Origin of the sequence: Desulfoluna spongiiphila (assembly GCF_900101345.1) — a bacterium.
Lineage (GTDB): Bacteria > Desulfobacterota > Desulfobacteria > Desulfobacterales > Desulfolunaceae > Desulfoluna > Desulfoluna spongiiphila.
In genome coordinates this window covers 152,822-166,881 of sequence record NZ_FMUX01000001.1, presented here as the reverse complement: position 1 = coordinate 166,881, position 14,060 = coordinate 152,822, and the positions used below count along the sequence as shown (strand labels likewise).

At 60.4% G+C, this 14,060-nt stretch carries 10 protein-coding genes; 2 read left to right on the top strand and 8 right to left on the bottom strand.

All coding sequences use genetic code 11. The annotated features are described in order from the left end of the window. Positions 1–10 precede the first annotated feature (10 nt). The 3 genes from BLQ12_RS00710 to BLQ12_RS00700 all read right to left on the bottom strand — a co-directional run bounded on the left by BLQ12_RS00710 (position 11) and on the right by BLQ12_RS00700 (position 3,102). Positions 11–1,198 (bottom strand): cation diffusion facilitator family transporter, encoded by a 1,188-nt coding sequence (locus tag BLQ12_RS00710; protein WP_175469405.1) that lies wholly within the window; start codon positions 1,196–1,198, stop codon positions 11–13. Between the two features lie 172 nt (positions 1,199–1,370). Beyond that, the gene (locus BLQ12_RS00705; RefSeq protein WP_226859941.1) at positions 1,371–2,576 is read right to left on the bottom strand and encodes a thiolase family protein; all 1,206 of its coding nucleotides are present in this window, start codon (positions 2,574–2,576) and stop codon (positions 1,371–1,373) included. A gap of 214 nt (positions 2,577–2,790) precedes the next feature. Next, positions 2,791–3,102 carry a hypothetical protein gene (locus BLQ12_RS00700; protein WP_092207269.1) on the bottom strand — a complete coding sequence of 104 codons (312 nt, stop codon included), beginning with the start codon at positions 3,100–3,102 and terminating at the stop codon, positions 2,791–2,793. 368 nt (positions 3,103–3,470) lie between these two features. On the opposite strand from BLQ12_RS00700, the gene BLQ12_RS00695 reads away from it, so the two are divergent. Both BLQ12_RS00695 and BLQ12_RS00690 read left to right on the top strand, forming a co-directional pair. After that, on the top strand, positions 3,471–3,863 hold the full coding sequence (locus BLQ12_RS00695; protein ID WP_092207267.1) for a hypothetical protein: 393 nt from the start codon (positions 3,471–3,473) through the stop codon (positions 3,861–3,863). A gap of 328 nt (positions 3,864–4,191) precedes the next feature. Continuing rightward, a complete protein-coding gene (locus tag BLQ12_RS00690) occupies positions 4,192–5,067 on the top strand; it encodes a helix-turn-helix transcriptional regulator (RefSeq protein WP_092207265.1) in 876 nt (291 codons plus the stop codon). Positions 5,068–5,709: 642 nt separating this feature from the next. Here the strand turns inward: BLQ12_RS00690 and BLQ12_RS00685 are convergent. From BLQ12_RS00685 to BLQ12_RS00665, 5 genes are all read right to left on the bottom strand, one after another. After that, complete coding sequence (locus tag BLQ12_RS00685) at positions 5,710–6,471, bottom strand: endonuclease/exonuclease/phosphatase family protein (protein ID WP_092207263.1); 762 nt, start codon at positions 6,469–6,471, stop codon at positions 5,710–5,712. A 129-nt stretch (positions 6,472–6,600) separates the two neighbouring features. Next, positions 6,601–7,662, bottom strand: a complete 1,062-nt coding sequence (locus BLQ12_RS00680; protein WP_092207261.1) for a DUF2860 family protein — start codon at positions 7,660–7,662, stop codon at positions 6,601–6,603. Between the two features lie 56 nt (positions 7,663–7,718). Next, positions 7,719–10,856 (bottom strand): efflux RND transporter permease subunit, encoded by a 3,138-nt coding sequence (locus BLQ12_RS00675; RefSeq protein WP_092207259.1) that lies wholly within the window; start codon positions 10,854–10,856, stop codon positions 7,719–7,721. Between the two features lie 319 nt (positions 10,857–11,175). Beyond that, positions 11,176–12,405, bottom strand: coding sequence for an efflux RND transporter periplasmic adaptor subunit (locus tag BLQ12_RS00670; protein WP_092207257.1), 1,230 nt, complete (start codon positions 12,403–12,405; stop codon positions 11,176–11,178). Next, positions 12,402–13,868, bottom strand: coding sequence for an efflux transporter outer membrane subunit (locus BLQ12_RS00665; RefSeq protein ID WP_092207255.1), 1,467 nt, complete (start codon positions 13,866–13,868; stop codon positions 12,402–12,404). Before BLQ12_RS00665 ends, BLQ12_RS00670 begins: the two co-directional genes overlap by 4 nt. Between the last annotated feature and the right edge of the window lie 192 nt (positions 13,869–14,060).

The following is a 14,060-nucleotide window of genomic DNA, read 5'->3' as shown; positions in this document are numbered from 1 at the left end:
AGGGTCTCCTTTAGGGGTTGTAGCTGAACATGGGGGTGATTTTAATGAGGAGGTCCAGGCCCGGGAACCGGGCCTGGATTTTATCGCGCGTCTCCCGGAGTACCTCGCGGTGGTCCGTGGGGCGGTCGTTGTTGTTGAGGGTGATGTTAAAAAGAATGGTGCCCCGGTCCAGGCTGGCCCCCACGATGCGCAGGTCGTGGAAGGTGAGGACCCGTTCGTCCTGGGCCACCACCTTCTGCACCTCGGTGAGCACGGTGTCGTAGTGGGGATGGTCCCGGTTGATGGGGTCCATGTGGACCACCACCATGCCTTGTGTGATGCGGCCCACGGACTCTTCCACGTCCTCGGCGATTTCGTGGATGGCAAGGGCCGAGAGGGTGTGGGAGACCTCAATGTGAAGGGAGACAATGCGGTTCTCGCCGTAGTTGTGGACCACAATGTCGTGGACACCCAGCACATCGGTGACACTGCGGCAGGCTCCTTCGATTTCGTCCAGGAACACCTGGGAGGGCGCTTCGCCGATGAGGGGGTTCACCGCCTCCCGGGCAATGCCCCATGCCGAGGCGAAGATCACAAGGGAGACCCCGATGCCCATGATGCCGTCCACCTGGGTGTAGCCAAGGTGCGATGCCCCCAGGGCCACCACCACGAGCAGGGTCGAGAAGGCGTCGCTTCGGTGGTGCAGGGCATCGGCCTTGAGGGTGGCCGAATCGATGAGGTCCCCCAGGGCAAAGGAGAAGCGCGCCATGAGCTCTTTGGCCAGCGCGGTTCCGGTGACGATGACGATGGCCACCACCCCTGCTTTGGAGACCGTGGGGTGCAAGGTGGCGGTGATGCTGTGCTTGAGGAGCTCGAAACCGGCCACGAAAAGGAGGATGGCAATGATCAGGGTGGCCACCGGCTCGATGCGTCCGTGGCCGAAGGGATGCTCGCTGTCCGACGGTTTCCGGGACATTTTAAATCCCACGATGACCACGGCGGAGGTGGCGGAGTCCGAGAGGGTATGGATGGCGTCGGCCATGAGGGCCGCGCTGCCCACGGCCAGGCCGATGGCCAGTTTGACGGCGAACAGCAGGGTGTTGCCCACAATGCTCACCCACCCCTCCAGGACGCCGTAGCGGGCCCTGACATCGGGGTTTGCGGTGAGGGTGTGGTTTGGGACAAAAAATGACGCGAACCAGAGGGCAAAGGTTTTCACAGGCGGCTCCAGAAGATGCATAGGCAAGGCAGGTTGATGATGTGGCCCCGGCAGCCCTTAGGGGAAGCGCTGCCGGGGATATCATGGGGTTTCGCACGGTCCCGCGGGCGTGGCGCCGGGGGGATGAATCGCGAAACCCTTCATGTATGCTTTCTGAATCCGTTATACGGCCTTACACCGCCCTTGTCCAGAGGGAGGCGATGGCAGGGCCGGTTCCCACACAGAGGGAGGCCCCGCCCACCGTGAGGTCCAGGCGCTCCATCTCGTAGTAGAGGCTCACCAGGATCCGCAGGGCCGTGCAGCCCACGGGGTGGCCCAGGGCGATGCCGGAGCCGTTGTGGTTGGTTTTGTCCATGGAGAGCTCAAGGCCGTACTCCTCTTTGAGCATGCGGCCCACCCCGAGGAACTGGGCGGCAAAGGCTTCGTTCACCTCCCAGTACTCCACGTCGTCAAAGTGGACCCCCGTGCCCGCAAGGGCCTTGGGGATGGCCACGGCGGGCCCCAGGCCCATGAGCTTCGGGTCCACACCGGCACAGGCCGTGTTGATGAGTTTCATCAAGGGCGTGATGCCGAGCTCTTTGGCCTTGGTCTCGCTCATGAAGATGGCGGCGGCGGCCCCGTCGTTGATGCCCGAGGCGTTGGCGGCGGTGACCACGCCCCCTTTTTTGAAGGCGGGCTTGAGTTTGGCAAGGCTCTCGGGGGTGCTTCCGGCGATGGGGTGTTCGTCGGTGTCGAAGACCGTGGTCCCTTTCCGTGTCACGATTTCATAGGGGACGATCTCCCGTTTGAAGCGGCCAGCGGCGATGGCGTCAAGGGCCCGGGTGTGGCTCATCAGGGCCAGCTCATCGCACTCTTCACGGGTGATACCGTATTGTTCCGCCACGTTTTCGGCGGTGGTGCCCATGTGGCCCCCGGCCAGCTCGTCCACCAGGGCGTCGGCCAGGAGGGAGTCCTCGATGGCACCCGGGCCCATGCGGTATCCGGACCGGGCCTTGGGGAGCATGTAGGGGGCACCCGTCATGCTCTCGGCACCCACGGCCATGACGATGTCGTTTTTGCCCAGCATGATACTGTGGGCGGCGATCTCCACGGCACGCATGCCCGAGCCGCAGTTCTGGTTGATGGAGACGGCGCTGCTGGCATCGGAGAAGCCGATGCGCTTGGACACCTGGCGGGCGGGAAGGGACCCCTGCATGCCGGGAAGGCACTGGGCAAGGACCAGTTCATCGATGGCTTCCACGTCGATGCCGGCGCGGGCAACAGCCTCTTTTCCCACATGGACGGCGAGCTCTCGGGCCGAGACGTTTTTTAAGGCTCCCTGGAATTTGCCGATGGCGGTTCGGCAGGCACTGACCATCACAACATTTTGCGTTTTCACATCTTCCTCCTGTGGCATGTTGACTCGTTTATGTGGTGTGGATAGTTGGTTTGCTGTCGACGCGTCACTCAATATAATGTACGAATCCCTTGATTAATAAACAATGTTAATGTAACAAACGATAGTAGATAGCTAAAAAAGAGGAAGAAGTATAGAAAAAACACAGGTGGGCGGGCACAGGGATTTCCCGTGTTGGGCTCAGGGACGCGTGCTGTTACCCATGGGCTTGCGGTCGGGGGGCCTGGCCGGAGAAATCCATGGCAGGGTCTCCTTTCATCAGCCGCCCGTTGCGGAACCACAGGACAATGTCTGTGGTGACCATCATGGCGTTGATGCCGTACAGGATGATGACGCCATCATAGCTATAGATCAGTTTGTGGGCGATGCCTGCGGCATAGCCCACGAGGACAATACAGAGGAATTGAAGGCTTTTGCCCGAGTTGTTCCGGGAGGTCCAGGATTTCCAGATGGATGCGGGCCAGGCAAAGCCGAAGCAGACCAGCATGGCGATTTCAAATACACTCATAACAGGTGCCTATACCTTGAAAAAAGTCACGGGCATGGTGCCCGTAAGTGCCGGTGGCGGGAGCTCTACCGCAGGGTCCCGTGCGGCCCTTACACCAAAGGGCTATACCACCATCGCCTGCAAATGAAAAGCCGGAGGCGGTGTGTTCTTTCTTCAGGTACTCACCCTGTGGGAATAATTGACATAACGGTTGCTTTGCATGATAATGGGGAGTACTTCAGATGGCCGGTCCAGTGATCTTTACCGGCCCCTTTCCTCCCTCGGTGTTTGTTAAGGAACCCATGATGTGATCCATCCGCGGACCGCGTTTATCCAGGCGCTCCGTTCAAGCAGGCATATGGACCCCCAACAACCTAAGGAGACAGATCATGACCCGACGAGTTTACGTGCTTTTTCTGGTACTGCCGCTTCTGGCGATCTTTTCGACGTCCCCCGCCTTTGCCGAAATAATGATGGTCAAGGGAAAGATCATGGGGGCGAGCTGCGTGCTGAATGATACCACCTGCCCAACAGACCTTTCGGACCCCCGGGTCTCCATGGAACGTGATTTTGTGCTTGTGGCCGAAGACGGCAGCACCTACTTTCTTACCAACATGAAGCGCGGTGCCAAGCAGGTCCTTGTCAGCCAGGACGTGGAGGTGATTGGAAAGGTCCGGGGCGATAAGATGTTTGTCCACAACGTGGAAAAGATGATGATGGGCGGCATGGTCAGCGTCTGGAACTGGGACCTTCGCGTAAGGAATCTCCGGCACCCCAGGTGAGGCACCGGGTCTCTGAGCCCATCCCGATTTACCAACCCGCATCGGCGTCCGTTACCGATGCGGGTTTTGTCGTTGGAGCCTTCCCTTGACACGCCGGAGGGCCTTGCCTACATAAAGAGATCCCCGGGGCAGAGCCGCTGCCAGCCAAACCAAGGCATCAGTGATGCGCAACCCGGAGGGTGAGAAAAGCGGGCAGAAAACGTAACTATTTTGTTTGATCGTTTTCCCATGAACTGGTCGGGCTGACAGGCCCTGACCCTTATTCGACCCCCCTCACCGGCCCGGCCATGGGTTGTGGACACGGAAGGGACAAGGCGAGACTTGGACCATGGACGAACTCGATGCGCTCCGCAAGGAGAACGCACAGCTGAAACAGCAGCTAGAAGAGAGCAGCCGGCTCATCAAGGGGCTGCCTGATTTGATGTTCACCCTTTCCCGGGAGGGGGTGTTCATGGATTACGCCGCCATGGGCCTTCCTTTGTACCGGTCCCCGGAAGGGTTTATGGGAAAGAGCGTGCACGAGGTATTGCCCGAGGCCCTGGCCCGGCAGATCACCACGGCCTGTGAAGCCGCCGTTGGAACCGGGGAGCGTCAGACCCTTGAGTACTCCCTGGTGCTGGAGGGCGATGAACACCACTTCGAGGCGCGCATGATGCGGTGCTGCCAGGGAGAAGGGGTGGTGGCCTTTGTGCGGGATGTCACTCGGGTGGCCCTTGTGGAGGAGGCTCTTCGGAACCGGGAAAAGGAGCTGGAGCGAAAGACCGTGGGCCTTGAAGAGATGAACACCGCCCTTGAGGTGCTCTTGAAAAAGCGGAGCAGGGACAAAAAAGCCCTGGAGGAGGAGATTCTTTTCACCATTCGGGAGATGATTCACCCGTGGATAGAAAAACTCAAAGGAACACGGCTGGGGAGCCGCCAGATGGCCTATCTGGAGGTGGTGGAGAACAACCTCAGCACCATTGCCCGGCCTTTGGTCCAGACGGCGCCCTCCTATCAGCTGCAACTGACTCCCTCGGAAATAGAGATCACCAACCTTATCCGGGAAGGCAAGACAAACAAAGAGATCGCCGACATTCTTTCCCTGTCCGTGAAGACCATCGAAACCCACCGGAAGAATATCCGCAGGAAGCTGGGGCTCACCCACTCCAAAACCAACCTGAGGGCCCTTTTGTCGGCATCTCTGACGCCGTCGGAGTTAGAATAACCGACGGTCACTTTTGGGTATGTCTCCAGCGTTCCCGGAGTGCGTTTCGGTGGGGGGAAAGTGGTTACAATTGCTGGGGAACCCGAGGCTCAAGGGATTGCCCAATTTTGGGTATGCCTTGTACCTATTAAGTACCTTATCAACAAGGGTTGATTTTGTCAGGCAGTCTGTATAAATCACATTTGAAAAAGGGGGCACATTGCTGTTGATTGACTTCCCGGCTGTGATGTTTCAGGGATGCAATGCTTACCGGATTGCCTGACCGATGTTGTGCTGAGCTGACTTACTTCTGCTGTTCATACATGGATTTTGGGCGGGTTTGATTTGATGTGATCTGGATATACCGGTCGATCCGGCTGGCCGTCTTGGGGGGAGGCTTTACAACGGACGTGGAACGGACTTCGCAGGGTTTTAGCAACGCTGAGCTGAATGGATACATGACAGGGCCTGCACTTCCTCCCCCGAAATAAAACATACCAAAACGGGATATTTGAAGACAGGGGAAGAGTCCTGCCTGACCATCCTACCTAGCTGAGTCGTTAAGAGGTCATGGCCCGATGAGGCCATGAACGGATCATACCAGCTCTTCCTCTCTCTTCCCGTTTTTTTAGATTTAAGAACCGCCTGTTCAGGCGGTTTTTTTTATGTGAACCTGCACACCACGGGGTAGTGATCGGAGGGGTAGATGCCTTCGAAGGGGTGCTTGATCACCTTGGCATCCATCACCTTGAGTTTTCCCTTGTACAAAATCCAGTCGATATGCTTGCCCAGGTCGTTTCCGGTAAAGCCGTGGAAGGTGGAGGAGTGCTCTCCGGCGAAGCTGTCTTTGAATCCACCGGATTGAAAAGCTGCATGGGCGAGGCTCTCGGGCGGGGCGTTGAAATCGCCGGTGATGACCATGGGCACGTCCCCGGGAAAATCCTCCAGAAACCCCATGAGCAGGTCCGCGCTCTGCGCCTGGACCTTTTCGTCAAAGTCAAAGTGGGTGGTCACGCAGACCACCCGCTCCTCCTCCCGTTCAAACTCTCCGATGACGCACTGGCGGGGCCACCGGCTTCCCTCTAGCTGGCTCACCTCATGGGGCGTGTCGCTTAAAAAACAGTGGGTATGCCGCAGGCAGGTCCACTCCTTTCTGTAAAAAATCAGGTTGTTCTGCCAGGTGGATGGGGACGGGTTCCTGACGCCTACAAACCGATAGTCCCGCAGGAGCTGTGCCAGGTAACGGGTCTGGAAATTGTTGGCCTCCTGCATGCCGATAAAATCGGGGCAGGTGGCGGTAAACAGGGGGCCGTAGGCCTTGCGTCGGTGCTCCCAGGCGTTGTCGCCGTCGTCGGCAAGACCGAAGCGCAAGTTGATGCTCATCACGGAAAAAGGACGGTTCATGGGATCGGAAGCATAGTTCATGGCACCTGCCTGGAGTCAGGGGTTATGGAACGCGGAAACAGCCGGGCCGAGATCTCAGTCCTTCATCATAGAGCAGGCATGCGCTGCCTGTCAAAACTCGTTTTTCAGGCCAACCCTCCTGCGTCGCTGTTAAAATCGGTAGCTGACCCCCATGCCGCCCATGATGGTGTCCCCTTCATAAAAATCGATATTCGAGTCTGTACGGCCGTACCTCACCAGCATGGAGAAGGCAAGGTCGAGCCTGTCGAAGGGCAGGGGGGCCTCAATGCCCAGGGAGGCGCTGTAGAGCCGGTCTTCCCGTTTCTTATCGAAGACGGGGTGGGTCCCGTCGAAGTCTGCCCGGTGATAGGAGACGGTGGAAAAGGCCTGGAAGACGGGGTGGCGAAAGATCATGGATACTTTGCCCCCGAGCTGGTCGAACCGATGGGCCTTGCCGTCGGCTTCGTTGTGAAGGGCATCCAGGGTTGCGCCCAAAATGATGGAGCGGCTTACGGGGAGGCGAAAGCCTGTCTCAACGAAGTGGACCTCACTGGAGCGCCTGAGGCTCAGCAGCTCCTCGTCGGTGAGGGGGTTGCCGTCACCATCGGTGTATCCCTGACCGGACTCCTCTTCATCGATGTCGTTGACGGCAAAGGCATAGCTGACAAAAAAGGGGGAGCCAAAGATGTCTTCCGCCTTGGCCTGGAAGCCCTGGGAGGTGCGGTCGGTCTCTTCCCGGTCCACACCCGTCAGAAAGGGGTCTTTCCATACCTCGTCGTCAATGAGGGGAAGCTCGGGGATCCAGGAAAGGCTGAGGGTGGTGCCGTTGTCCAGGCGGTGGCTGGCCCCGATTTCCAGAAAGTAGGTCCCCTTGACGATGTTGGAGGTGGGGGTGCCGGCGTACAGGCTCGTTTTGAGGTTGTCAAAGGTGTAGCCGAGGTTCCACAGGACGATGGGGATCACCTCGGTTTCGGAGGATGCAGACTGGTCCAGGCTGTCGATGCGCTCGTTGTCATCGCCGACGTCGTTCTGGGCCTTTGTGGCGTGGATGACCCCGGGCATGACCTTGATGTCTCCCTGAAGGCCCGCGGTGGGCGTTTTTCCGGGGTTTGCTATACCGACAGCCGGAGCTGCCAGGGCAAGGAGCAGGCAGATCAAGGGGAGGTATCGCGTCGATGCCGAAGGCCGTGTGTTCCGTGTCCAAGTGAGCATGTCTTAGTATTCCTCTGGTCTGGTGGTGTGTGGTGAATCGAGCCTGTCCCGGGCCTTTACAACCTCGGCACATCTTCGGTGGTGGTGTCCGTGGGCGCCTCGGAGCGCCCCACAAGTGCTTTGACGTCCTCCAGAATCATGTAGAGGCTGGGGACGAGAAGCAGGGTGATGAAGGTGGCAAAGACGATCCCGAACCCCAAGGAGATGGCCATGGGGATGAGGAACCGTGCCTGCCGTGAGGTCTCGAAGATCATGGGGGCCAGGCCGCCGAAGGTGGTGACGGTGGTGAGGAGGATGGGCCGGAATCTCTGGATGCCCGCTGCCTTCACCGCATCGACCACGGCCATTCCTTCATGGCGTTTTCGGTTGGAAAAGTCAATGAAGACCAGCGAATCGTTGACCACCACCCCGGCCAGGGCCACGATGCCGAAGAGGCTCATGACCGAAAGGGAGTAGCCCATGATCAGGTGCCCCATCACCGCTCCGATGATGCCGAAGGGGATGCAGACCATGATGATGAGGGGCTGGGCGTAGCTCCTGAAGGGCACGGCCAGCAGGGCGTAGATGAGGATCAGCGCCATGAGCAGGCCCTGGATCAGGCTTTCCACACTCTCTTTCAGGTCGGCCTGTTTGCCCTGAAAGACGTAGGTGAGGCCGGGGGTGGCGGCCATAAGGTCGGCCAGGCTCCCGTCTTTCAGGGCCTCGGCCACGCGTCCGGCTTCGGCCTCGGGGATGATGTTGGCGGTGACATCGGTGATGCGTTTCTGGTTCCGCCTGTAGATGGTGGTGTAGGCGCGTCCCCTGCTCATGTCCACCGCTTCGCTTAAAGGCACCTCCATGCCCTCGGGGGACCGAAGGATCAGGCTGAAGAGGTCTCCTTCGGTTTTGCGCTCTTCCCCTGTAAGGCGCACCATCACCTTGATTTCGTCCCGGCCGCGCTGGAGCCTCAGGGCCTCGACACCGTAGTACGCGTTTCGTACCTGCCGCGAGATCTCTTCGGCGGTGAACCCCATGCGCTCCCCCTCCGGGAGCATGACCAGGTCGAACTGCATCTTGCCGGTGGACGAGCCGTCGTCGATGTCCCGGGCGTTGGGAAACGCGGCGAGCTCGTCGGCCAGCTGGCGGCTGGCCCGCTCCAGGGTGTCGGTGTCCCGGTGGCGCAGCTCAATGGTCAGGCCTTTGCCTGATCCGGGGCCCCCGCGGTTGGCTTCAAAGAGGCCCGACTCCATGCCGGGAAGGCTCCCCACACGCTCGCGCCAGGCGCGGGTGACCTCGGTGGTGCTCATGGGGCGGACCTCCGGGGGCGTCAGGAGGATCCGGATACGGATCTCCTCTTCATCGATGCGGGTGAGGATTCCCCGGGACAGGTCCTCGCCGCCGTTTTCCGCCACCACCTCCTTGGCTGCGGAGACGGCGATGCCTGCGATGCGGTCCACTTCGGCGGCCGGGGTGCCGTAGGGCAGGGTGAGGTTGGCGTAGGCGTAGTCGGACTCGATGCGGGGAAAGAGCTCCATGCCCATGCGGCCGGACAGGGCCCAGGAACCGGTGACGGACAGGATGAAAATCCCTGTGGTCAGGGTGACGTAGCGATGCCGGAGGCAGACGGAGAGCAGGGGACCGTAGCGGCGCTCCACAAAACGGGTGAAGGCGCCGCTGAATCGTCTTTGGGCATCGGAAAGGGGTTTGAGGAAGCCACCGAACCCTTCCCTTCGGCTGTGGCCCAGGTGGGCTGGGAGGATAAAGAGGCTCTCCACCAGGGAGATGGCAAAAACGATCATCACCACGATGGGGATGCTCTTGAAGATTTTTCCCAGAAATCCCGGCACAAAGTAGATGGGCATGAAGGCCACCATGTTGGTGAGCACGCTGAAGACAACGGGTTTGGCAATCTCCCGTGCCCCTGCCACGGCCGCCGGGAGCAGGCCCATGCCCTGCTGCCGCTTGTGGTAGATGTTCTCCCCCACCACGATGGCGTCGTCCACCACGATGCCCAGGGTGACGATGAAGGCAAACATGGTGACGATGTTGATGGTGAAATCGGAAAAGGGGAGCACGAGAAAGGCCCCCAGAAAGGAGATGGGAATGCCCAGGGAAACCCAGAAGGCAAGCCGGATTTCGAGGAAAAGGGCCAGGATGATAAAGACCAGGGCCAGGCCGATGAAGGCGTTTTTGATGAGCAGCTCCCCACGCTGCTTGAAGATCTCCGAAAGGTCCCGCACCATGGCCGCAGAGATCCCCTCGGGCAGGGAATCGTTGAAGGAAGCAAGGGTTTGCTTGGCCGCTTCGGCCACATCAATGGGGGTCTGGTCCCCCACCCGGTAGACCTCTACCATGACGGCGGGCAAGCCGTTGAAGGTGGCATAGCGGGTGGTCTCGACGAAATCATCCCGGATGGTGGCCACCTCTCCCAGGGTGATGCGGGAGCCGTCTGCAAGGCTCATGAGGGGAAGGGAGGCATAGTCCCGGGCGATGTATCGTTTCTCTTTCATCCGCACCAGCAGCTCTCCCCCGTCGGTTTTCAGGCTGCCGCCGGGCAGGTCCACCGAGGCGTTTCGGATGAATGCGGCCACCTCTGCCAGGGTGAGGCCGTAGCGACGCAGGGTGGTCTGGGAGACCTCCACCTGAATTTCCCGGTCCCGGACGTCTGCAAGGCTCACCTGGGTGATGGCCGGAGACTCCAGAAGGCGGGCGCGGAACTCTTCGGCGCGTTCCTTGAGCACCGAGGTCTTCTGGTCTCCGTAAATGGCAAAGGAGATCACCTCCCGATGGCGGGCTGCTATGGAAATTTTGGGGTTCTCCGCGTCCACGGGAAGGGAGGTGATGGCATCCACCTCTTTTTCGATGTCCCGGTAAAGCTGCTGGATGTCCGCCCCTTCCAGGGCCTCCACGGAAATGCTGGCTCCCCCTTCGGATGAGGTAGCGGTGACCTCGGCCGCTCCGTCAATGCCCTGGATCGCCTCTTCCACGGCCAGCGACACCCCACGCTCCACCTCCTCGGGGCTGGCACCGGGATAGGGCACGCTGATGTTGACAAAGTCCAGGTCAAACTCGGGGAACACCTCCTGCTTGATGGACGCCCCCACAATGAGGCCGCCGATGAGCAGGACCACCATAAGAAGGTTTGAGGCCACGGAGTTGCCTGCCATCCAGGCAATGGGGCCGCGGCCCGGGTGTTCGTTGGGATCGTGTGTCATGAAATAAACCTGCGTATCGTTGGGTGGTTGGGCATTTAAAAAAGGGAATTCATCCGCTCAGGGCTCTGGTGTAAATAAAGCAGACAAAAAGCGATGCCTTCTATGGTTAAAGTTCGGATGAATCACAGGGTCAAGAGGGCTCAAGAAAAAACAAAAGCAATGCCTCCGGCGGCGAGGTGTGCCACCTCGAAAGCAGGTTGCGAATGCGCTTTCCCCTTCGTTCCTCAGGGAAAATCTCATTCGCTATTGATTCAGATGAAACCGAATCTGTTCTTAAAACCTGTTTATTAAACCCGTCGTTATAAGATCAGGCAAAAGTTTAGCCCCCGGCAGGGCCGCCGGAGGCTTTTTTATCTTTTTTTTCGCCTCGGGTGCGTATCTTCATGCCGTCGGCAGGGGAGGAGAGATCCGAGAGGATGACGCGTTCCCCCGGGGCAATGCCCCGGTCCGTGAAGACCGTTGCGCCTTCCCGCCAGACGATGCGGACCGTGCGGATACGCAGGGTGTCGCCATCGGCCACCCACACCTCGTTTCCGTCCCTAAGGGCCCGGTCCGGCAGGGCGATGATGTCTCGAAGGGGTTTGCCCTCCAGCTCTGCGGTGACGTAACTGTTGAGAAGCAGCGGGGGGGCACCCGTGGCAGCGGCCTGTTCCATGGGGTCGTCCACCTCGATGAGCACGCGGGCCATGCGGCTCATGTCGCTTAAGTCCCCCAGAACCTGAATCAAGCGGCCCCGGAAGGCGGCCCCGGTCTGGGTGAGGACACGCGTCTGGCTTCCGTGGGTCTCGTTGGCTTTCGGGAGGCGCAGCCAGGCCAGGTCCTTCACGGGAAGGGTAGCCTCCACCCACCAGGTGTCGTCGTCGGCGAGGGTGGCCACGGTCTGGCCTTCGGTCACCAGGGTGCCCACCGGGGCGCTCCGGGAGAGCACAATGCCGCCAAAGGGAGCCCTGATTTCGCTTCTGGCAAGGTCCAGGAGGGCTTTGTCCAGATCGGCCTCGGCCAGGGCGAGGTTTGCTTCTGCGATCTTGAGCTGGGGGAGCCTCAGGGCCAGGGACTGGTCTTTGACCCGGTGGCCCATGGTGGTCTCCATGAGGGCCAGCTCTTTTCTGGCCACCTCCTGGCTTCCCTGTTCCAGGGAGAGGTCTGCCCGGGCCTGCTGGACCTTTGCCCCGGCCAGGGCCAGGGAGATGTCCAGGTCGGCTTTGTCCAGTTTGATCAGGATTTCCCCTTTTTTAAACCGGCCGCCGGGGACAAGGGCGGGTGCAAGCCACTCCACCTGGCCGCCGACACGGGCCTTGAGATCGATTTGGGCCGAGGCGCGCACCGTGCCCATGGCCGAGACGGTCACCGGGTGGTTTGTTGTCCGGGCCTCCTCCCAGCGTACCAGGGGGGGCAGGGCCGTGCGGGGGCGTTTTTCAGCCTTGGGTTTGGAGTCCATGAGATGGCTGCCAATGAAAAAGGCCGCCGCCAGGATAAGGAGCGGCAATCCCGCGCGCGTAAGACGGCGGGACATGGGGGCCTTGGAATTCTGCTGGGGGGTGCGGATCATGATGCGGTGGAAACTCCTTTGGCTGGTTCGGTTTCTTCGGTGGGCGCAGCGGCCTCTCCGGGGGGCGTCAGGGTGTTGGACCAGCTGCCGCCCAGGGCCCGGTGCAGGGCGACGCGCTCTTTGACCAGGCGGGCCTTTTCCTGGACCAGTTTTCGCTGAAGCTCCTGGAGGTCCTTGAGTTCGTCGAGAAGGTTAACGTAGTCGGAGACCCCTTGGGTGTACTGGGTTTCTGCCTCAAGAAGGGTGAGGCGTGCGGTTTCGATCTCCCGGGTCAGGGCCGCCACGGTCTCTTTTTGCCGCACCTCGCCGATGAGGCTGTTTTCCACGTCGGACAGGGCCGTCAGTACGGTGCGGCGGTAGGTGGCCAGGCGCTCTTCGGCCTGGGCCCGGGCCCTTTCGACCTCGGCTTTGCGTTTACCGGCATCGAAGATGGGACCGGTGATGTTGCCGGCTAAGTTGGCCAGCCAGTTGTCAAAGAGGCTCTCCACCCCGTCTGAGGTGTATTTGGCCCTGGCCGTGATGGACAGGGCGGGAAGGCGGTCTGCCCTGGCCGCTGAGATCTCCCATTCCTCGGCCTTGAGTCGCAGGCCCGCGGCCCGCACATCGGGTCGCATGGCGAGAAGGTCCGCAGGGAGTCCCGTGGGCGGAAGGGGGCCGGGCTCGGGCAGGGTGGTGGTGCCCACGGCCGGTGCCATGCCGGGCGGTTTGCCCAGAAGCAGGGCCAGGCTGTTTTCAAAGCGGCTCTCCTGCAGCCTGAGGGAGGGCAACTCCGAGAGCTGGCGCTCGATCACCTTTTTTTGTCTCAGGACGTCCACGGCCGAGACCAGGGAGTTTTCAAAGCGCCAGGTCAGGGCGGTGAGCAGGGTCTTGTTAAGGTCCATCTGCTCTTCCACCAGGGCGATTTCGTTTCGGATGGCCACCAGTGCCACCCAGGTTTCCGCCACCTCGCCGGTGAGGGTCATGGCCGAGGTCTCCACATCGGCCCGGCTGGCCAGGAGGCGCTGCCGCTCGGATTCCTCAAGGGCCCTGATGCGCCCCCAGAGGTCCACCTCGTAGGAGGCGGCAAGGCCCAGGGAGACGGAATCGGTGGTGGTCTCGGTGGTGTCATCTCCCCCGCGCCGGGTGGTCTCGGCCCCGGCCTCCCCGGAAAGGGTCGGGTAAAGGGCCGCCCCTTTGGCCTTGTAAAGGGCTGCATTTTGTTTCAGGCGGGCCCAGGCCTCCTGGAGGGTGAGGCTCTCCTTCAGGGCCTCGTCCATGAGGCCGTTGAGCTCCTCGTTTTCAAAGGAGAGCCACCAGCGGCTCTTTTGAATCGGTGTGGCTTCGGGGTAGAGACTGTAGCTCTCCGGCAAGGGAAGGGGGCCCGGTCCCGTATTCGGGGGCGCAAAGGGGGTGCAGGCCCCAAGGGTCAAGAGAAGGGCGGCCAGCCAGGCCTTGGGGCACAGATGTCGGGATAAGCAGAGCATGTAGATCCTTAAAAAAAACAGATGGTTAATTTATGCCTCCGGCGGCCCTGCCGGAGGCCAGCTGAATAGTTACGAAAAGTTTAACAAACAGCTATTTGATACGATGCCCTCACCATGCCTTGAATCAAAGGCGAATGTGATTTTCCCTGAGGAACGAAGGGGAAAGCGCATTCGCAACCTGCTTTCGAGGTG